This window comes from Streptomyces sp. SID13031 (assembly GCF_010548305.1).
Taxonomy (GTDB): Bacteria; Actinomycetota; Actinomycetes; order Propionibacteriales; family Kribbellaceae; genus Kribbella.
Genome location: NZ_JAAGLV010000002.1, coordinates 21125 through 40893 on the forward strand (window position 1 = coordinate 21125; position 19769 = coordinate 40893).

General features: G+C 68.4%; 17 protein-coding genes and 1 pseudogene. 7 read left to right on the forward strand and 11 right to left on the reverse strand.

What is annotated here, in order from left to right; all coding sequences use genetic code 11:
* Window positions 1–15: 15 nt before the first annotated feature.
* Both G3I17_RS04210 and G3I17_RS04215 read right to left on the reverse strand, forming a co-directional pair.
* Window positions 16–1143, reverse strand: a complete 1128-nt coding sequence (locus tag G3I17_RS04210; RefSeq protein WP_203589742.1) for an ABC transporter substrate-binding protein — start codon at window positions 1141–1143, stop codon at window positions 16–18.
* On the reverse strand, window positions 1140–1826 hold the full coding sequence (locus G3I17_RS04215) for a biliverdin-producing heme oxygenase (protein WP_203589743.1): 687 nt from the start codon (window positions 1824–1826) through the stop codon (window positions 1140–1142). The genes G3I17_RS04210 and G3I17_RS04215 overlap by 4 nt, the downstream gene beginning before the upstream one ends.
* Window positions 1827–1936: 110 nt before the next feature.
* On the opposite strand from G3I17_RS04215, the gene G3I17_RS04220 reads away from it, so the two are divergent.
* From G3I17_RS04220 to G3I17_RS04230, 3 genes are read left to right on the forward strand one after another with little or no spacing between them, the layout of a single operon-like run.
* Complete coding sequence (locus tag G3I17_RS04220; RefSeq protein WP_164594280.1) at window positions 1937–2671, forward strand: hypothetical protein; 735 nt, start codon at window positions 1937–1939, stop codon at window positions 2669–2671.
* Window positions 2668–5910, forward strand: coding sequence for an HtaA domain-containing protein (locus G3I17_RS04225; protein ID WP_164594282.1), 3243 nt, complete (start codon window positions 2668–2670; stop codon window positions 5908–5910). The genes G3I17_RS04220 and G3I17_RS04225 overlap by 4 nt, the downstream gene beginning before the upstream one ends.
* A complete protein-coding gene (locus tag G3I17_RS04230) occupies window positions 5907–6203 on the forward strand; it encodes a DUF2470 domain-containing protein (protein WP_164594284.1) in 297 nt (98 codons plus the stop codon). Before G3I17_RS04225 ends, G3I17_RS04230 begins: the two co-directional genes overlap by 4 nt.
* On the opposite strand, the gene G3I17_RS04235 is transcribed toward G3I17_RS04230, so the two are convergent.
* The 6 genes from G3I17_RS04235 to G3I17_RS04260 all read right to left on the reverse strand — a co-directional run bounded on the left by G3I17_RS04235 (window position 6167) and on the right by G3I17_RS04260 (window position 12538).
* A complete protein-coding gene (locus G3I17_RS04235; protein ID WP_164594287.1) occupies window positions 6167–8032 on the reverse strand; it encodes an ATP-binding protein in 1866 nt (621 codons plus the stop codon). The genes G3I17_RS04230 and G3I17_RS04235 overlap by 37 nt on opposite strands.
* 1 nt (window position 8033) lies before the next feature.
* Window positions 8034–8732: a response regulator transcription factor gene (locus G3I17_RS04240; RefSeq protein ID WP_164594289.1), complete on the reverse strand. Its 699-nt coding sequence runs from the start codon at window positions 8730–8732 to the stop codon at window positions 8034–8036.
* 83 nt (window positions 8733–8815) lie between these two features.
* Window positions 8816–9967 carry an ABC transporter permease gene (locus tag G3I17_RS04245; protein ID WP_343238201.1) on the reverse strand — a complete coding sequence of 384 codons (1152 nt, stop codon included), beginning with the start codon at window positions 9965–9967 and terminating at the stop codon, window positions 8816–8818.
* Window positions 9968–10116: 149 nt separating this feature from the next.
* Entirely contained in the window at window positions 10117–10785 is a 669-nt protein-coding gene (locus G3I17_RS04250; RefSeq protein WP_164594293.1) for an ABC transporter ATP-binding protein, read from the reverse strand.
* Entirely contained in the window at window positions 10782–11927 is a 1146-nt protein-coding gene (locus tag G3I17_RS40375) for a peptidoglycan-binding protein (protein WP_164594295.1), read from the reverse strand. The genes G3I17_RS04250 and G3I17_RS40375 overlap by 4 nt, the downstream gene beginning before the upstream one ends.
* Entirely contained in the window at window positions 11924–12538 is a 615-nt protein-coding gene (locus G3I17_RS04260) for a hypothetical protein (RefSeq protein WP_164594297.1), read from the reverse strand. Before G3I17_RS04260 ends, G3I17_RS40375 begins: the two co-directional genes overlap by 4 nt.
* A 127-nt stretch (window positions 12539–12665) precedes the next feature.
* On the opposite strand from G3I17_RS04260, the gene G3I17_RS04265 reads away from it, so the two are divergent.
* Together G3I17_RS04265 and G3I17_RS04270 are read left to right on the forward strand one after the other, a co-directional pair.
* Window positions 12666–13778, forward strand: a complete 1113-nt coding sequence (locus G3I17_RS04265; protein WP_164594299.1) for an NAD(+)/NADH kinase — start codon at window positions 12666–12668, stop codon at window positions 13776–13778.
* 25 nt (window positions 13779–13803) lie between these two features.
* Entirely contained in the window at window positions 13804–14901 is a 1098-nt protein-coding gene (locus G3I17_RS04270) for a mannose-1-phosphate guanylyltransferase (RefSeq protein WP_164594301.1), read from the forward strand.
* A gap of 69 nt (window positions 14902–14970) precedes the next feature.
* Here the strand turns inward: G3I17_RS04270 and G3I17_RS04275 are convergent, their stop codons facing one another.
* The 3 genes and pseudogenes from G3I17_RS04275 to cofD all read right to left on the reverse strand — a co-directional run bounded on the left by G3I17_RS04275 (window position 14971) and on the right by cofD (window position 17756).
* Complete coding sequence (locus tag G3I17_RS04275; protein WP_164594303.1) at window positions 14971–15690, reverse strand: DUF3105 domain-containing protein; 720 nt, start codon at window positions 15688–15690, stop codon at window positions 14971–14973.
* A 357-nt stretch (window positions 15691–16047) separates the two neighbouring features.
* Window positions 16048–16782, reverse strand: a pseudogene (locus G3I17_RS04280) (coenzyme F420-0:L-glutamate ligase); the annotation flags it as partial.
* The gene (gene cofD, locus G3I17_RS04285) at window positions 16779–17756 is read right to left on the reverse strand and encodes a 2-phospho-L-lactate transferase (RefSeq protein WP_164594307.1); all 978 of its coding nucleotides are present in this window, start codon (window positions 17754–17756) and stop codon (window positions 16779–16781) included. The pseudogene G3I17_RS04280 and the gene cofD, both read right to left, overlap by 4 nt.
* 114 nt (window positions 17757–17870) lie before the next feature.
* On the opposite strand from cofD, the gene G3I17_RS04290 reads away from it, so the two are divergent.
* Window positions 17871–19136: a hypothetical protein gene (locus G3I17_RS04290; RefSeq protein ID WP_164594309.1), complete on the forward strand. Its 1266-nt coding sequence runs from the start codon at window positions 17871–17873 to the stop codon at window positions 19134–19136.
* A 293-nt stretch (window positions 19137–19429) separates the two neighbouring features.
* On the forward strand, window positions 19430–19696 hold the full coding sequence (locus G3I17_RS04295; protein WP_164594311.1) for a WhiB family transcriptional regulator: 267 nt from the start codon (window positions 19430–19432) through the stop codon (window positions 19694–19696).
* The last annotated feature ends 73 nt before the right edge of the window (window positions 19697–19769 follow it).

Sequence of the window (19769 nt, forward strand, 5' to 3'; positions counted from 1 at the left end):
TGAGTTTGCGAAGCCTCACGACTGCGGTGGGGTGTAGACCGCCTTGGCCAAGGCTTCCACGGTGCGGCCGGTACGCGGGCCGAAGCCCAGGAGGTCGGTGTCGCTCATGTCGACGACCCGGCGGTTGCGGCCGGCCGGGGTCTGCGCGATCCCAGGAAGCTTGACCAGTCCGTCCACGCCCTTGATCGACTTCAGACCTTCGGTCATGACGATGATTAAGTCTGGTTGGGACCGGATCAGCGCCTCGCTGGTCAACGGGACGAACGGTTTGGTCAAGCCGATGTCCGTACCGGTGTCGACGCCGCCGATGGACATGATCATCGCGTCGGCGCCCGACCCGGGACCGCTCATCAGGTAGACGCCGGCCGTGCCCCGGACGTACAGGAACGTCATCCGCAGCGGCGTCGTGCCATCCGGCGCGAGAGACAGCGCCTTGACGATCTCGCCCTGCGTACGGCGTACCAGCTGCTCGCCGCGCTCCGGTACGCCGAGCGCTGCCGCGACCGCGCGGACCTGACTCGGCAGGCCGTCCATCGTGCGCGCGTCGTCGAAGAAGACGACCGCGACCCCGGAGGCGCGGAGCTGCTCGAGTACCTCGGGCGGGCCGATGCTCTTGTCGGTCAGCACCACGGTCGGGTCGAGCGCGAGGATCGCCTCGGCGTTCAGGTCGTGCGCGGACGGCGTGACCTTGGGCAGCTTGGCCGCCTCGGGGAAGCCGGTGGAGGTGTCCCGCCCGACAGCCTTGTCACCGAGGCCGAGGCTGAAGACGATCTCGGCCAGCGTGCCGTAGAGGTCGACCGGGATGATCCGGCTGACGTCCTTCACCTGCACGGACTTGCCGTCGCAGGACTTCACCTCGACCGGGAGCCTGGGCTCCTGGGTGGACTCGACCGGGTGGATGCCATGGTCTGCCAGCGTCGCCGTCGACGGGCCGGTGAGGGTGTGCGGGTCCTTCGCTTCCTGCAGCGGGGTTTCCGTCGGCTTGGGAAGCGGCTTGCCGTCAGCATCCGCCGTGACGGCGAACCCCTTGACCGCGGGGCGGCAGGCGTCGGCTGTCGTAGTACCGGGTGATGCCGCGTCGGACGGGCCCGCGCAGGCGGTGACTGTGAGCAGGAGGATTGCCGCCAGGAGGGGACGGGTCACGAGGCGACCTGCGGGTAGTGCGGGAGCAGTTGCTCGGCTAGCTCGGTCAGCACCTCGACGTTGAGCCGGTAGGCGAGCAGTACCTCGTCGAGCACCTCGTCCTGCTCACGCTCGTCGAGGGGCGCGGCGTCGAGCAGAGCGCGGTAGTTCTCCTTGAACGGCTTGGGTTTGACGTTGTCGAAGACGTAGAACCGCACGCCGTCGCCGCCGGGTACCAGCCCGTACGCCGTCGCGACCTGCCGGCCGATCGCCTGGCCACCGGAGATGTCGCCGAGGTACCGGACGTAGTGGTGCGCCACGAAGCCGGCGGGCCAGCCGGCCAGCTCGGTCAGGCGTTCGACGTAACGGGTAGTGGCCTCGGTCGGCTCGGAGATCGGGATGCCGCGCGCTTGGAGGAAGGCCAGGTCGGCCTCCAGGTGTGGGCGGCGGGCGAGCTCGGGGAAGGCGAACTTGCCGGCGATCGGGTCGTCGGCGAAGGCGTCGCCGAGCTGTTCGAGCGTGCGGTAGATGACCGTGTGCTGGCTGACGAGTGCCGCGTAGGCGGTCAGGTCGAGCCGGCCGTCGGTCAGCGCGGCGAGATAGGTGCTTCCTCCGGTCTCTCGATGCATGAGGATGCTGCGTTCCCGGAAGCGCTGCGAGAACGGCGGCTGTGCGGTGGCCGGCGGGCCCGATTGTGGGGTCACGAGACTTAGGTTAGCCTAACCAACTGTGTGTTAGGTGAGGCTAACCTGCATAACCCGTGTCGTTCGTCAGGTGGCGCGACACGGGTTCTGCAGCTGGGGAGGGATGGATCTTGAGAAGGTTTTTGGGCCTGATCGGTGTCGCCGTACTAGCGCTGGTACCCGCGGGGGTCGCGCAGGCGGCGACGGGGCCGTCGGGGCAGGAGGTGACCGCCAGCCGCAGTACCGGGCTGGATCCGGCCGGTACTTCGGTGATCGTGCGCGGGCGTGGATTCGACCTGAACAAGGGGATCTACGTCGTGTTCTGCGTGAACAAGGGCGCTGGGCAGATGCCGTCGCCGTGCCTGGGAGGCGTCGACATGCAGGGGGCGTCGGGCTCGTCGGCGTGGATCTCGTCGAACCCGCCGTCGTACGGCGAGGGGCTGGCGAAACCTTTCACCAAGGTTGACGGCAAGGGCTCCTTCGAGGTGACGCTGACGATCAAGGCCAAAGACCAGTTCACCAACTGCCTGGACAAGAAGGCGGCACCGCTTGGCTGCGTGGTTGGCACTAGAGCCGACCACACCCGTACCGCCGACCGCAGCGCCGACGTCCTCATCCCCGTCACCTTCACCGGCGCCACGAGCAGCACTCCGACGAGCACCGCGCCAACCAAGCAGCCGACGCCCGGCGCGACCACGTCGAACAACAGCACCACTGTCCCGGAGAAGAAGCCCACCGGAAAGCTGGCCAGCACCGGCGGCATCCCCACCGCTTTCCTGATCGCCGCCCTGGCCCTGCTGGTAGCCGGCGCGATCCTCCTCATCACCACCCGCCGCCGCAAGACCGTCAAGGAGAACCACGCATGAGGCACCGCCTACCCGCCTCGGCCGCCCAAGGGGCGACCATCGGCCAAGATGTGCGGGGGATGGCCCGGCGAGGTATCGCGGCGCTGGCTGCAGTGCTGGTGGCGACGAGCGCCTTGGCCAGCACCGCCTCCGGCGTCTCGGCTTCTCCCACTCCTGTTGCGCAGCAGCAGGAGTGGGTGCCGAAGATCGAGGTTTCCAAGACCGCTGGTGTAGCTGAAGGTGAAGAGCTCACCGTCAAGGGGTCTGGGTTTGATCCGGTGGCCAATGCGAGTTTGCGGGTGCCGGTGACTCCTGGGCAGCCGGCTGGGGTTTATGTGGTGTTCGGGTCGTTTGCGGAGGGTTGGCGGCCGTCGACCGGGGCCGACTCGTCGACGCGGACGTTGCTGGATACCAAGTGGGCGTTGCCGCAGGTTTCGTTTGATCAGGTCAGCCGGGACTTCTCCAATCAGATCCCGCGGCTGGTCAAGCTGAACGAAGATGGCACCTTCGAGGTGAAGGTCAAGGCCAAGAAGGTTGCCGAGAATCCGCGCAACTACGGGGTTTACACCTATCCGGGTGGTGGCGCGGTCAACGCCGGGCATGAGCTCACGGTGCCGGTTGCGTTTGCGGGTGGTGGTGGGGATCCCGATCCGGGCGCCCCGCCCGTCGACACGATCGACTGGGGGTTGAAGCTCTCGTTCCGCAACTACATCGAGGGCAACATCGCGCACGGCTCGATCACCATGCGCCCGCCCACGACGCGGAACGCCGATGGCACCTTCCGCTTCCCGGTCGGTACCGGCGGCGCCTACTTCAAGGGTCACGAGACCCAGCCGGGCAACCCGCTGCTCGAGGTCACCGTCTCCGACGTGCGCGTGAAACTCAACGGTACAACGGGTTCCGTGGTCGCCGACGTGATCAGCAAGAGCCTGGAGAACGGCCAGCTGACCACGTACGACGATCTCGCGCTCGCCGACATCGACCTCGCCACCAAACCCGTTGTCATCAAGGACGGCGTCGCGACAGTCGTCGGCGCCGCCACCAAACTCACCGAAGCCGGCGTCCCAGCGTTCGCCAACTTCTACACCGCCGGTACTGCGCTCGACCCGATCAGCTTCTCGCTCAAGCAGACGCCGACGCCGGTCTGGGAGCCGAAGTTCGACCTCGTCGGTCCGGACGGCCAGCCGGTCACCGGCGTGCCCGCGGCAGGCCTCACCGTCACGGTTCGCGGCTCGGGCTTCGATCCGGCCGCCAACCTGTCGACCCGCCCGCCCGTAACGCCCGGCCTGCCTGCAGGCGTGTACGTCGTCTTCGGCAGCTTCGACGCGACCTGGCGTCCGTCCGAGAACGCGCCGGCCGAGTCCCGTCGCGTCCTTGACCAGAAGTGGGCACTCCCCGACGCATCCCGTCCCGGCGGCGCGAACCCGGCGTACGTGACCCTCAAACCCGACGGCACCTTCGAGACGACCCTCGCGGTCAAGCCGGCCGACACGGCCAAGGGCACCTATGGCATCGCGACGTACGCCGCCGGCGGTGCCGCACCGAACGCGGCCCAGGAACTCCTGAAGCCGCTCACCTTCACCACTCCCAGTACTCCGATCCTGACGGTCACGCCGAACACCGACGTCGCCGACAAGCAGGCCGTCACGGTCAAGGGCACCGGCTTCGCGGCCAACAGAGCCCTGTACGTCGCGCAGACGCCGCAGGGCAAGTCGGGCGAATCGAACCCGTCGCCGTTCTCGGGCGCCCAACGCGTCGTGACCTCGGCGACCGGCACATTCGAGGCCTCCGTCGAGGCGACGGTGAAGTTCAGCAACGAGGGCGCCGACGTGGACTGCGTGGCCGTGCCTTGCTATATCGCGAGCTTCAACTCACCGCTTGCCTCCGACAACGTCGAGGTCGACCGCCGCGGCGATCGCAGCCAGGACGTCTTCCAGGCAATCAAATTCAAGCCGGCCGGCCCGCAGCCGGTGCTACCGGCAATCACCACCCAGCCGTTGCCAGCAACAACCATTGCTGGCGGAAACGTGTCCTTCACGGCAATCGCCACCGGTACTCCGGCGCCGTCGGTGCAGTGGGAGCGCAGCGACGACGCCGGCAAGACCTGGACCCCGATCTCCTCGCCGTCCGCGCTGACGAGAACGCTGTTCCTGACCGCCGTCACGGCTGCCGACCATGACGCCAGGTTCCGCGCGGTGTACAGCAACGAGGCCGGGTCGGCGACCTCCGAACCGGTTGCGCTGACGGTCACCGTGCCCTCGGTCAAGGTTGCCCCGGGCAACGTCAAGCCCGGCGAGGAGCTCGTCCTCACCGGCACCGGCTTCCCAAGGGACCAGAAGGTGAAGGCGGTCGTCGATGCCGGCAAGCCCGCGGAGTTCACCTTCCGCAACGAGAACGGCCAGACCGTCATCGTCAGCTCGGCCGACGGCAAGCAACTGAAGGTTGTCAGCGGCAAGCTCCAGGTCGTCAGCGGAGCCAAGGTCAACGTTCGCGTGACGGGCCTGACCAACAGCAAGGCGAACACGACGGCGGCGCCGAGCGGGTTCTACGTCCTGACCGCGGTCGACAACGGCCCGGGCAAGCAGGCGTCCCCGGCGATCGGCGGTGCCGATATGACCGGCTCGTCCGGCGAATCCCAGTGGATCACGAACTTCCCGTACGCCGGCTCGGAGAACATCGTCGTACCGATCGGGGCCGACCTGGTCGCGAAGGCGTCGGTGAAGATCTCCGCGGCCGACGAGCTCACCGACTGCACCGAGGCGCGGACGGGATGCGTGCTCTATCTGCGCACCGACCACCGCTCGACGGCCAACCGGGAGTTCGACGTCCGGGTGCCGTTGCAGTTCGTGGCGACGGCCGGCCCCGACGAGGGGACGGTACTGGGAGAGCAACGGGCAGATGCCGATGGCAACGTCTCCTTCAGCTGGAAGGTACCCGCGGAGTTCGCTGCCGGCGAGCACACCGTGATGCTGTCGGCGGCCGTGAAGTACACCGCCACGGCGACCTTCACAGTGACTGCGAAGCCGACGCCCACGCCCTCCCCGACGCCTTCCCCGACACCGACGAACAGCTCGTCGCCGACCTCGTCACCGACGGCCACCACCACGGAGCCGCCGTTGACGAACGCACCGACTAAACCGACCGGCGCGCTGGCCAGTACTGGCGGTGCGTCCCTGTGGTTGCCGCTCCTCGGAGCGTTGTTGCTGATCACCGGTGTCGCCATCACCCTGGCGACCCGCCGACGGAAGGCCAAGGCATGACTGACCCGTTCGATCCCGAGATCGTGCTCGCCGTGCTCCGGCACATGAACGAGGACCACGCGCACGATTCGCTGCTGATCGTCCGTACGCTCGGCGGCCAGCCGACGGCGACCTCCGTCGTACTGACCTCGATCGGCCCGGATGGCGCCACCTTCAAGGCGATGCTGCCGACCGGCGACTCGATCGACGTCATCCTGGCCTGGTCGAGCACGATCCGCGAGCGGCCGCAGTTCCGCGGTGAGTTCGCACGCTGGTATCAGGAGGCGGTGACGCGTACCTCGTCCGGCGGGTAGAGCGGATAGAGCGGCAACCGGAGGGTGAAGGTGGAGCCTTCGTCGAGCGTGCTGGTCGCGCTGGTGGTGCCGCCGTGCGCCTCGATCAGGCTGCGCACGATCGGCAGTCCGAGGCCGCTTCCACCGGTATGACGGTTGCGGGACTGCTCGGCGCGCCAGAACCGGTCGAAGACCTTCGGCAGGTCCTCGGGGGCGATGCCCGCACCGGTGTCGCTCACGTCGATGACAACCTCGGTACCGTCGACGCGGCCCTCGATCCGGACGCTGCCCCCGGCCGGGGTGAAGCGGAGTGCGTTGGCGACCAGGTTGCCGACGGCTTGCCGCAGCCGGACCGGGTCGGCCTCCAGTTCGATGTCGCCGATGGTTGCCGAGGACAACGTGATGCCGGCGTGCTCGGCCTGGCTCCGGAAGGTGCCGGCCACCTGGTCGAGCAACAATCCGAGGTAGACCCGCTCGGGATGGATCCGCAGGTTGCCGGCGTCGGCGGTGGCCAGGTCGCGCAGGTCGTCGAGAATGTGTTGCAGCAGGGCGGCTTCCTCGCTGAGTGAGGCGATGAAGGTCGCGTCCGGCTGGGCGACGCCGTCCTCGACGGCTTCCAGCCAGCCGCGGATGTTGCTCAGCGGTGTCCGCAGCTCGTGCGCGATATCGCTGACCATTGCTCTGCGCAACGATTCGGTCTTGGCCCGGGCATCGGCCAGCTCGTTGAAGGCGAGCGACAGTTGGCCGATCTCGTCGGTGCCCCGCACTCGCACCCGGACGTTCTCGTCGCCGCTGGTCATCTGCCGAGAGGCCTTGGTCAGCGCTCGCAGCGGCTGCACGAGGCGGATTCCGCCGACCGCGGCGATCAGCACGGTGATACCGAGGATCGCGGCGGCGACCCCGGCGATCCGCTTCTGGTTGGCGGGCGACAGGTCGAGCTCGGCCGACGCCTCACTGTGGGTGCTCACGAACAGCAGCGCCGGCGGAGCGACGTACGGGGTGAGCTGGGCGCGGCGGGAGGCGGTCAGGCAGGCTTCGACGACTGCGGAGTCGGGCAACGGGGCCGCTGCACTGGACTTGACCGCCGGCTCTTCGCGGGGCCTGCTGGCCTGGGGCTGCAACTGGCTGGTGGTGACGCCGAGGAACGGTGTCCAGCTCAGATCGGCCTGGATCTTGATCGGGGTGACCGGTCCGCGTTTGGCCAGGCAGGTGTTGACCCGGTTCTGCAGGTCCGCGTACGCCTTGGCCTGCTGCGTGTCGATATCGTCCAGCGCGACCGTCCGGCACTCGTCCAGGTCGAACTGCGGCGCTCCCTCGATCTGCGGCCTGCCGGTCGGGCCGTAGGTGATCTTGCCGAGTCCGCTCGTGCGGTTCTGGACGCAGCTGAGGACTCGCTGGGCCACGCCGTCGAGTCTGGTCTTCTCTGCGTCGGCGAGTTTGAACGGGCCGAGTACGCGCGCATCGATCTGTCCGGCGGCGTCGGTCGGCGTACCGCCGAGGCCGGAGCTGAGGTCGAGCGGCCAGACGGTCGCGGACTGGACCTGGTTCGCCGGGACGGGCTGGCCGGCGAGGGGTTCGCGGTCGCGGGTGGTGAGGGAGATCTGCCGGCCGGTGTCGTGGCTGAGCTTGGAGATCTCCTTGCCGACGCCGGACCAGGTGCGGTGCGTCGCGGCGTACCCGATCAGGGTGTTGTAGATCTTCGCGTCGTCGGCCAGCGCCTGGCCCTGTTGCTGCTGGATGGCGACCGTCGTACTGCGGGCCGCGAGCCAGGCCGTCGCCGCGATCGAGCAGAGCGCGATCAGGACGGCGCCGGCCAGCAGCCGCACGAGCAAGCTCCGGCGGGCGGTCATCTCACCCGTCGGTCAGCTTGTAGCCGACGCCGTAGACGGTCAGCAGGCGGATCGGTTTGCGCGGGTCGGGCTCGATTTTCTTGCGCAGGTTGAGTACGTGGGTGTCGATCGTTCGGGTGGTGATGTACTGGTCGATGCCGTGCAGTTGCTCTAGCAACTGGGCCCGGGTGAAGACGCGATGCGGCCGGGCGGCCATCGTGGCGATCAGCCGGAACTCGCCCGGAGTACAGGTGACTTTGTTGCCGTCAGCAAACAGTTCGTGGCGTTCGGGGTCAACCGAGACGCCACCGACGCGGAGCATCGGGTCGGGCTCGTTCGCTTTGCCGCCGGTACTCGCGCTGCTGCGGCGGAGGAGGGTGCGGACGCGGGCGGCGAGCTCGCGCGGGCTGAAGGGTTTGGTCATGTAGTCGTCGGCGCCGAGGTCGAGGCCGAGCAGCATGTCCTCCTCTTCGGTCCGGGCGGTCAGCATCAGCACCGGGATATCGGACTCGCGGCGCAGGATCCGGCAGACGTCGAGGCCGTCGACGCCGGGCAGCATCACGTCCAGGACGAGCAGCTCGGGTTGCCGGCGGCGGACCTCCTCGAGCGCGGACCGTCCGTCGTGGACGACGATCACCGAGTGGTTCTCGCGTTCGAGGTAGCGCCGGACCAGCTCGGCCTGCTTCTCGTCGTCCTCGGCAAGCACGACCTGGGCACACATGTCCTCGACTATAGGTCGCAAGGTCTTTGCTTCGGGCGATGTCGGCGGAGCCGGGACAACTTCCTGACAATTGAGCTGTCTCGTCAATCTGAGGCCAGGGCTTCCGTTGGGGTGAGCAACGATGCTCTGACCGCGGGATAGACACCGGCCAGTACGCCGACGCTCACCGAGGCGCCCAGTCCGGCGAGTACCGCGGACGCCGGGATCACGATCGGCCAGCCCTGCGCATCGGCGTAGCCGATCACGCCGAGGACGCCGAGGACCGCGCCCATCAGGCCGCCGATCGCGCAGAGGACGACCGACTCGGTCAGGAACTGGCCGCGGATCTGCCGCCGGTTGGCGCCGAGGGCGCGACGGAGGCCGATCTCGCGGCGGCGTTCGAGCACCGAGATCACCATCGTGTTGGCGACGCCGATCCCGCCGACGAGCAGGGCGACACCGGCCAGGCCGAGGAACAAGGTGGAGAAGGCGTTCTGGGTGATGCGTTTCGCTGCGAGCGCCTCCGAGGGGCGGCTGACCTGGACCATGCCTGGTTGCTCGGGGCTGAGGGTGCGACCGAGCACAGCCCGGACGTCCTCCACGGCGGTGTCCGTCGAGCGGACGTACACGACTGATGGCCTGCCGTCGAAGCCGAGTGTGGTCTTTGCCGCGTCCCAACCGATCAGCACGGATTGCTCGACGTCGGGTGCGAGTGGCGAGGCGGAGAGGATTCCGATGACGGTGAACCAGGTGTCGTTGAGCAGGATCCGGGGCAGCGGCTGCCCGGCCGGGAGGTCGGTGATGCCCAGCCAGGTAGCGGATTTCGCGCCGAGAACGACGGTCGGGAACTTGTCGGTTGCCTGAGACAAAAACTTGCCCGAGTAAACCTTCGTGCCGAGCAGGCCCAGCAGATTGGGCGTGCCCGCGAGCACGGTGATCCCGCTGCTGTTGGTGGTCGCGTCGATCTTGTCGGACCGCCGAACGCTCGCGTGCACGTTGGCGACCCCACTGACTTCCTGCACCGGCCCGATCCGCGCAGCCATCCCCACCGACTCGGGCGGCAACCCGGTGGCCTGACTCGGGTCATTCGCATTCGGCACCGCGGCCGCCCGCAACAGATCAGGCCCAAGCGTCGACAGCTCATCCAGCACAGCCTGCTGACTCGACGCCGGAATCCCGGTCACCACGATCATGGTGGCGATCCCGATGGAAATCCCCAGCGCCGACAGTGCGGCCCGCATCGGCCTGGTACGCACCCGAGTAAGGCCGAGCAAGAGCAGGTCAGAGACGGGCAACCGCACTGGCTGAGTCAGCCGATTCGCGCTAGCGCGCGAACGTCGCAGACGGTGTCCGGCCAGGCGCAGCCGGCCAGCAGTGGGACGAGTCGCCTCCGCCTCCGCACGCTTCATTCGGCGCCCACCAGGCGGCCGTCGCGCATTTCTACCTGGCGGGGCATCTGGGCGGCGATCTCCCGGTCGTGGGTGATGACGGCGATCGTCGTGCCGGCGGTGTGGAGCTGGGTCAGTAGTCCGAGGACTGCCAGGCCGTTGGCGGTGTCGAGGGCTCCGGTGGGTTCGTCGGCCAGGACCACGGCGGGGCTGTTGACGAGGGCTCTCGCGATGGCGACTCGTTGGCGTTCGCCGCCGGAGAGTTGGTGGGGGTGGTGGTTCGCCCGGTGGGACAGGCCGACCTTGGCGAGTGCCTCCAGGGCGAGTGGCTTGCGATCGCGGCGCGGCGTACCGGCATACAGGAGGCCGGTGGCGACGTTCTCGGTGGCGGTGTGGCCGTCGGCGAGGTGGAACTGCTGGAAGACGAAGCCGATCGACCGGCCGCGCAGGGCGGAGAGCTCGCGGTCGGACAGGCCGGCGACGTCCTGGCCGCTGATCGCGACCGTTCCCGCGCTCGGGCGGTCGAGCGTGCCCATCAGGTTGAGCAGCGTGGACTTACCCGAACCGGACGGGCCGACGATCGCGATCAGCTCGCCGCGATCGATCCGCAGCGAGACGTCGTCCAGTGCACGGACGCCACCGGGATACTCCTTCACTGCATGGCTGAGCTCGACCACGGCGGTCATGAAGTCGTCACCACCTTCTGGCCGGCCTGCAGTCCGGCGCCGGAGATCTCGACGTTGCCGTCGGCAAACATTCCGGTCTTCACGCCGACCAGCGCCGACGTCGTACCGTTCACCACTTGAACCGCATAGCCGCCTTCCCGCAAAGCAAGCAACGCAGCAACCGGTACTACGAGCACGCCCTTGCGCGATGCCCCCGGAACTGTGACGGTCACCGGACCCGAGTCGACCCCGGTACTCGCGGCCTGCTGGTCGAGCGTGATCATCGCCGCCACCTGAGGCTTCTTGCCGCCATCGGCCGGATTGCCATCGCTCGGCGGCGCGGCCGCATCGGTGCCCACACTACGGATCGTGCCAGTGGTCGCTTTGCCGTTGGGCAGCGTGAGTTTCACCTTCGCGCCGACCATGATCCCTTGCGTGGAGTCGGCATCGACCGGCAGCGTGACAACCTTGTCGGTGGCGGTCACACCGAGGATGTCCGCCGTCGCGGGGTCGCCCAGCGCGACCTTGATCGAGTCGACCCGGACAGCGCCGGGCAGCACGATGACGGTCGCCGGATCGATCACCCCGGTCGCGGCCAGGTCGAGCGACTTCTGCCATTCCTTGATCGCCTTGGTCGTTGCCGCGGTCAACTTGTCGGTCGTTGTCTTGGGCAAGAAACCGAGCACGGTCAGGTTCTCCTTCACCACCCGCACGTCCGGACCCTCGATCGGCTTGTCCTTCGCCGGCGGGGCGCTGGGGGGAGTGGAGGGCGGCGGGGTACCAGGCGTCTTCGGCGGTGCCGCCGGCTTGCCGATCGTGCGGAACAGCGGCGTACCGCCGTAGAACAACACGACCGGCTTGTCGTCGACGCGGAACAGGACATCACCCTGCTCCAGCGCCGCGCCAACCTTGGGCAACCAGGTGATCGTCCCGCCCGCATGGCTCTTGACCGTCTGGCCGGCGCCGTACCCGAGTCGTCCGTTCAGATCCTTCGCCTGGGACAGGTCGGCCCGCACGATCTCCACCGTCTGGGCCGGATCCGGACCGTCCGCCGCCACCGCTTTCTCCGGCTTGTCGAAGAGCCGGAACCCGGCCACTCCGGCGCCGGCCACTACGACAGCCCCCGTGACCAGCGCGATGACCCGGTTGGAACGCTTGCTCACTTGCCGGCCACCTCGCGCTGGCACTCCGGCATCAGGTCCATGCCCTTGGTGATCGACTGCATGTCGTTCTGCGGTCCGCCCAGCGACGGCCCGACGATGCCCGACGAGGTGTCGGTGGACAGTTCGACGTACTTGACGCCCTTGTCCTTGAGGCACTGCACGACCTTCCGGCCGAAGTCCAGCGCGTCGGGGTTGTTCGCGTCGATCTCCCAGGCCGGCAGCGGCAGCTTCGGCTCGCAGACCTCGCCGGCGTTCTTGGCCTTCTTCGGGTCGGTCGTCGGCCCACTGCCGAGCACACCGGGCTCCTTGCTCCGCGCCGAGGTGTCGATGCCGTTGTCCTTCAGGCAGGCCATGTACGGCGCGTACAGGCGCTTGCGGTCGGCTTCGGTCATGTCGATCCGCTCCCGCGGCCGGCCGGCGTCCGGGTCCTTCGGCGTCGCCTTGGTGGTCGTCTTGCCCGACGGCGGCGGTGTCGTGAGGGTGGCGATCTCCGGGGCCTTGCCGGGGTCATTGCTCTGAGCCTGCTGATCGGCCTTCGCCGAGGAGCAGCCCGTCGCCACGGCGGCGAGCAGGACCAGCGGGGCCAGCCTGAAGAGCTTGGTGGTCGTCATACGCTCCACAGTGCTGACCGAATGTCAGGGAAATGTCGGCGAACGGTGGCGATCCGGTCTGCACGACATACGGTGGTCGGCAGCGTCGTACAGGAGTCGTACGGCGTAGTACCGGAGGAGTCGCACAGTGCCAGTCAGCCGTCTCGGCCTCGTCGTCCACCAAGCCCGTCCGCTCGCCGTCCATGCCGCCGGAGTGGTCCGCGAGTGGTGCAGCAAGAACGGCATCGGCTGCACCGACATCGACGTCTGGAAGGACCACGGCCACCGCCGCGGCGGGATGGCCGAGATGCAGCACGCCGGCAACCCGGACCTGGTCGTCACCCTCGGCGGCGACGGTACCTTCCTGCGCGGCGCCCGGATCGCGGCCAAGAACGGTGCCGCCGTGCTCGGCGTTGACCTCGGCAAGGTCGGCTTCCTGACCGAGGTGGCCTGCAGCGACGTCGAGGAGGCGCTCGAGGCGGTCCACCACGACCAGGCGACGATCGAGGAGCGGATGACGCTCACGATGCGCGCCTCCCGCCCGCTGGAGATCCCGACCGGTATCGAGGCCCTACTGCGGTACGGGCACGGCCCGGCGCTACCGCCGCCGGCTGTCCGGCAGGAGAGCCCAGAGGCCGACGGGTGGGGCGTTGCGCTCGACGTCACGGCGCTGAACGACGTAGTAGTCGAGAAGCTCGCCCGCGACCACCAGGTGAGCGTCGGCGTCTACCTGTCCGGCCGCCTGCTCGCGTCGTACTCCGCTGACGCCCTGATCGTCGCCACGCCGACCGGCAGTACGGCGTACAGCTTCGCGGCCGGCGGCCCGATCCTGTCGCCCAACATGGAAGCAGTCGTCTTCACGCCCGTCGCCCCGCACATGACCTTCAACCGCACCGTCGTAGCAGCGCCAGACGAACCAGTAGGCCTCCGAGTCCTCCCACACTCAGGCCAGGCTGCAGTGAGCATCGACGGCCAGCTCCGCGGCGTACTAGACCCAGGTGACTGGATAGGCGTCTACGGCTCAGTCCGCCGCCTCCGCCTGGTCCGCCTACGCCCCACCGACTTCTACGGCCGCCTCCGCGACCGCTTCCGCCTGACCGACGCCCCCGCCACCGGCATCGACGGCGACCCGGACCCCTTCTTCCGCCCCATCAGCCCAATCCCCCCAGACCTGGCCCACCTCCGCCTCCCGCCGCCCCCGGACCTCCGCCCCGAAAACCCCGCCTGCGAGGTAGCCCCCGCCACCGAACCAGCCGAGTAGCCCCAGCCCGGTAGGCTCCCTCTCCATGCGAAACGTGGTGATCCTGGCCGGCGGCTCGGGGACTCGGCTGTGGCCGCTGTCGCGAGCTGACAAACCCAAGCAGGTGCTGCCCCTGGCAGCGGGGAACTCGCTGTTGCGAGTGGCCTACGACCGATTGCAGGGACTGGTCGATCCGGCCAACATCTACGTCTGCACGGTGGCGGCGCACACCGAGCTGGTCCGCGAGGAACTGCCGGAGCTCGGCGAGCACAACATCATCGGCGAACCGGTCGGCCGGGACACGGCCAACGCGGTCGGCCTGGCCTCGGCCGTGGTGGCCCGCAACGACCCGGACGCGGTTCTGGCGATCGTCGGATCGGACCACCTGATCACGCCCGAGGACGAGTTCCGGGCGGCCATCGAGGCCGGCTTCGAAGTGGTCGAGCAGCGCCCCCGATCGCTGGTGACGTTCGGGATCGAGCCGACCCACCCGCACACCGGTCTCGGGTACGTCGAACGCGGTGACGCCATCGAGGGCACCCCGGCGTACGTCGTGGACCGGTTCCGGGAGAAGCCCGACCGCGCGACGGCCGAGGAGTACCTGGCCACCGGGCGGTTCTGGTGGAACTCGGGCATGTTCGTCTGGCGCGCCGAGACCGTCCTGAGCGTGCTGGACGCGCTGCTGCCGGAGTCGGCCGCGCAGTTGCGCCAGGTCGCGTCGGTCTGGGACACCCCGGAGCGGGACGCGACGCTGGCCGAGATCTACCCGACGCTGCGCAAGATCAGCGTCGACTACGCGGTGATGGAGCCGGCTTCGCAGGGCAAGGTCGACGCGGACGTGGTCGTCGTACCGATGCCGGTGCACTGGCTCGACGTCGGCTCCTGGGCGACGCTGGCCGGCACCTACGAGGTCGATGCCGATGGCAACCGTCATGACGGCGCGGCGCTCAGCTGCCTGCTCGACTCGCACGACAACGTGATCGTCACCGACGACCCGGACCACCTGATCGCGGCCGTCGGGCTGCGCGGGCACATCATCGTGCACACCCACGATGTGACGCTGGTCTGCCCACTGGCCGACGGCGAGCGGATCAAGGACCTGGTCGCGATCGTCCAGACCGACCACGCCGACAAGTACGTCTGAGCCCTGCACCACAAGAAGAAGCCCCGGACCTCGACTCGAGGTTCGGGGCTTCTTCGTGGGGCTGGGTGGTCAGCCGCCGTTGGGCTCCTGGGCGTCCAGGGACGGGTACTTGTCCATGAACTGCTTGAGGGCTTCGCCGGAGACCGAGCCGCAGAACTGGCGGTGGCCGAAGGCGGTCTTGCCGTCCTGGGCCATTCCGGACCAGTGCGAGAAGGCGATGTTCTTGCCGGCCGGCCAGGCGGCTCCGTCGGAGGCCTTGAAGGGGGCGGCGATGAACTTGCCGTTGGAGCTGTCCGGGAGCTTGGCCTTGGAGATCTTCTCGATCAGGGCGACCTGGTCGGCGTTCTTCATGGTCGCCTCGTTGTACCAGAGGACCGTGTAGCCGTGCTCCAGGTTGTGCACCAGGTTCGGTACCGGCGGGCGGTCGCTGTCGGCGTAGAACTTCTTCGACAGCGGGGCCCAGGTTTGGTAGTGCGGGCCCGACGACGGTGGGGACACCGCGTACGGGATCACGGTGCCGTCCGGCTTGTGGTCCTGGGTACCGGCGGCAGGGTCCTCGGTCGGCGTGTCACAGGACGCTGCCGAGGCGGCGACACCGAGGTCGGTGATCGCCTGGTTCCTGGTCCGCGAGTCCTGGATGAGCTTGATCGCCGGGTAGGCGATGATCGCGAGACCGACGACCATACAGGCGGCGATGATGAGTCGGGTGCGGACTTTGTCGCCGCGGGCCTGATCGCGCTGCATCTTCTCGACGAGCTCGCGGCGTGACTGCTTCTGAGACTTACCCACAGTGATGGTCTTCCCGGATCAGGGGCGGTCTCGGAGCCGCCGTGCGGATGCAGTGTACGCAAGGTGCCTGAGAAGTTGCCTAGAAAACTAGCGAGACCGTGAGCCGAACGTGATCGTCGCCTCACTGTATTGATGCCGACCCCCACCCCACCGCCCCGGTCGGGCTGGGCCGGTCCGCACCTTCACCCCGTAGCCCTCCGCGTGCAGCAGGACGGCCAGCCGCTCAGCGACCATGCCCACTGCGACGGGGTCGCCGAGGGAGACCCTCAAGGCACCGTCGAGGAGCTCCACCTGGACGCCCTCCAGCGGTAGCGCGGCCCACAGCGCCGGATCGACCTCCCGCGGCCCAGCAGGCGCCTTCCGGTCCAGTACTGCGGCCAGCGCCGCCTCCCGGGTGCCGAGGCTGAACAGGTCCATCTCGGCGTCTCGCACGAGCGCCCGAGCCCCGGTCCCGTGCTCGCCGGCCGGCAACACGATGTCGGCCAGCCCACGCAGTACTGCGACCGGTACACCGTCCGCTTTGCCCTTCACCAGTTCGCTGGCGGCAGCGATCTCGTCGGCCAGCGCAGGCTCGGTGACAGCCAGCACGTTGCCGTGGCTGTCCGTAGTACCGCGCAGGTCTTCGATCACCTGCACTCCGGCGGCCCCGATCGCCAGGTCGATCTGGCCGTTGCGCCATGGGCGCCCGAGCGTGTCCGTGACGACCACGCCCACGTTCACGTCGTACCGGTCCTTCAGAGCCGTCCGCAGCGAGCGGGCGGACAGGTCAGGGTCGACAGGAAGCAGCAGGACGGTGCCGGGGCGAGTGTTGGACGTGTCGGTGCCCGCTGCCGCCAGCACCAGGCCGTGCCGGGTCTGGACGATCCGGGTGTCGCCACGCTGAGCGACGACGCGGACCAGCTCGGCGTCGATCGCCTCGTCCCGGGTGCCGGTGGTCAGCCGGCCCTCGGCCTTGCTGACGATCTTCGAGGTGACCGAGACCACGTCGCCGTCGCGCAGGTCGGCCGCGTCACCGATCAGCGCGGCCAGGTCCTCGCCTTCAGCGACCTCGGGCAGCCCGGTGACAGGGAAGACCTCCAGCTGCTTCCTCATCGGCGGACCGCCTCGGCCAGCGTCAACGCAGCGGAAGCGAGCGCGGCCGTGGTGTCCTCGTCGGTCATCCACAGCGGTACGGCCTGGGCGTGGATGCCGGCCGCCGCGATCGACTCCAGCTGAGCCGCGTCGGACGTGTCGATCAGCCAACCGTCCAGTACGCCGTCCGCCGCGCGCGAACCGTAGTGCCTGGCGACCGCACCGGCCGTCGACTCGACCCCGATCGCCGCGAGCACCTTGTCGGCCATCCCGCGGACTGGGCTGGTGCCGATGATGGGGGAGACCCCGATCACCGGCGCGGACGTCTCGCGGACAGCGTCACGGATCCCCGGGACGCCCAGGATGGTGCCGATCGAGACCACCGGGTTGGACGGCGGCAGCAGCAGCGCGTCGCACTCGGCGATCGCGTCCAGGACACCGGGCGCCGGCTTGGCCTTCTCCGAGCCGATCGCGACGATCTGGTGCGCGGTCACCTCGGCGTGCAGCCGGACCCAGTACTCCTGGAAGTGGATCGCCTTCTTCGTCCCCGGCTTGTCCGGGTCGTCGACCACGACATGCGTCTCGACCCGGTCGTCACTCATCGGCAGCAGCCGGACCGGCAGCTTCCACCGGCTGGACAACGCCTCGGTCACCGCGGTCAGGCCGTAGCCGGCGTCGAGCATCTGGGTCCGGACCAGGTGGGTGGCGACGTCGCGGTCGCCCAGGCCGAACCAGGTCGGCTCCACGCCGTACGCCGCGAGCTCCTCCTTGATCACCCAGGTCTCGTCCTCCCGGCCCCAGCCGCGTTCCTTCGAGATGCCGTCGCCGAGGGTGTACATCACCGTGTCGAGGTCGGGGCAGACCCGCAGCCCGAACAGGGTGATGTCGTCCGCGGTGTTCCCCACCACGGTGATCTCGGCGTCCGGGCGGGCCTTCAGCAGGCCGCGCAGGAAGGTGGAACCGCCGATGCCACCAGCAAGCACTGTCAATCGCATGAGGACAGTTTCCACGAGTCGTCAAAGCAGTCGACCACCGCACGACTATGCTGCCCAGGGTCCGATGTGTGTCACCTGTCAGTTGAACGGCCCCCAACATCCCGAGGAGCCCTCGTGGTCACCGACGCAACCAAGAAGCTCAGAGAGCCGGTCGCGTATATCTTGCTCGCCTTCGCAGGCCTTGTGGCGCTGGCTTCGCTGCTCCGGCTGTTCGTCGGCGGGGCGGGTTTCACCAACGCCGCCGGCCTCGTCCAGAGCACGCTCACCCCGCCCGGACTCACTGCTCTGGCGGTGCTGGTGTCACTAGCCGCATCGGTCTGGCTGGTGACCGAAGCCGGTGAGCGCACCCCGAACGCCCGCACCGTCGCACTGGCGGCACTGTCGATCACCGGGGTAGTCGTCCTGCTCGGGCTGATCGTCGCGTTCGCGAGCTTCAACGAGACCAGCACGACCGGTATCAAGATCACCAGCTTCCTCTACGCCCTCGGCGGCCTCGCGCTGTACGGCACCGCCGGGCTCTACATCCTCAAGACCTTCCAGGCACTGCCTGCTCCGGTCCGTGCGCCGAAGGCCGGCCCGCAGGGTCAGTTCGCCGGCCAGCAGGGCGGTCAGTACGGCGCCCAGGGGCAGTACGGCGCTCCGGGCGGCCAGTACGGCGGCCAGCAGGGCGCTCAGTACGGCCAGTACGGCGCCCAGCAGGGCCAGTACGGTCAGAACGAGCAGCAGAGCCAGTACGGCGCGTATGGCGCTGGTGCGGCCGGTGCCGCTGCTGGTGCAGCTGGTGGCTACGCCGCAGCACAGGGTGGCGAGCAGCAGTGGCCGCAGGAGCAGAGCTGGAACCAGGGCGAGCAGCAGCAGACCTGGCCAGTCACCGAAGGCGACGCGCAGCCGCAGGCTGACGCGCCGGTAGTTCAGCCGGGCGAGCAGGCCTGGTCGGCTGACGGTCAGGTAGCCGAGCCGACGCAGCAGTGGAGCCCGGAAGGCCAGCCGCAGCAGTGGGCCGGCCAGGAGCAGGGCCAGCAGTGGCCGCAGGAGCAGCAGCAGTGGGGCGGCGCCGACTCCGGTCAGCAGTGGGGCCAGGAGCAGTACGGCCAGCCCGCACAGCAGGAATGGCCCGCACAGGAAGCTGCTCAGCCTGAGCAGCAGGCCCCGCCGGCCGCCCCGCAGGCCGAAGGTTGGCAGCAGCAGGGCTGGCAGCAAGAAGGCCAGACCTGGCCGGCGGAAGAGACCCCGGCGGCCGAGCAGCCGGCCGAGGCGGCGCCCGAAGGGGCAGACGAAACCCGCGTGGAACCGCAGGTTTCCGACACCCCCAAGGCCGAAGAGGGCGAGCAGCAGCAGGGTCAGGCCGGACAGCAGGGTTGGTGGTCACAGCCTTCCTGACCAGGAAGCTTTCACCGCGTCAGCCCGGTTCCGATCGCCTGACAAAGTGCCGAAGTAGACCGAGAGGCCTGTGCAGACAGGCCTCTCGTTCTTTTGCAGCCATGTTGCGGATGATGCCAATAGCAGACCACGGCTTGACTTTCGTGGATTGCAGGAATGTAATTTCAACCGTGTCGTTCGTTGGACACTCGGTATCGGGGACCGCTTTCAGCACACAGAGCGGTCGAGGTCAGGCATGTGGGACCGCAAGCCCACATGTACAGGGGAACGAACAGGGTCGAGGAGGTCGTACCGTGACAGAAACGCTACTGGCGATTGTCGACGGTGAGGCGATCGAGGAGGAGCCGAACTGGCAGGAACGGGCGCTGTGCGCCCAGACCGATCCAGAGGCTTTCTTCCCGGAGAAAGGCGGTTCCACCCGGGAGGCCAAGAAGGTCTGCCTCGGGTGCGACGTACGAGGCGAGTGCCTCGAGTACGCGCTGCACAACGACGAACGCTTCGGAATCTGGGGCGGGCTGTCGGAGCGCGAGCGCCGCAAGCTGAAGAAGAAGGCTGTCTGATGGCTTAATTCATTGAGTTAATCATCAGGTCAGACAAGTTCAGACGAACATCGGCGTGAGGCCCCGGGCGGAC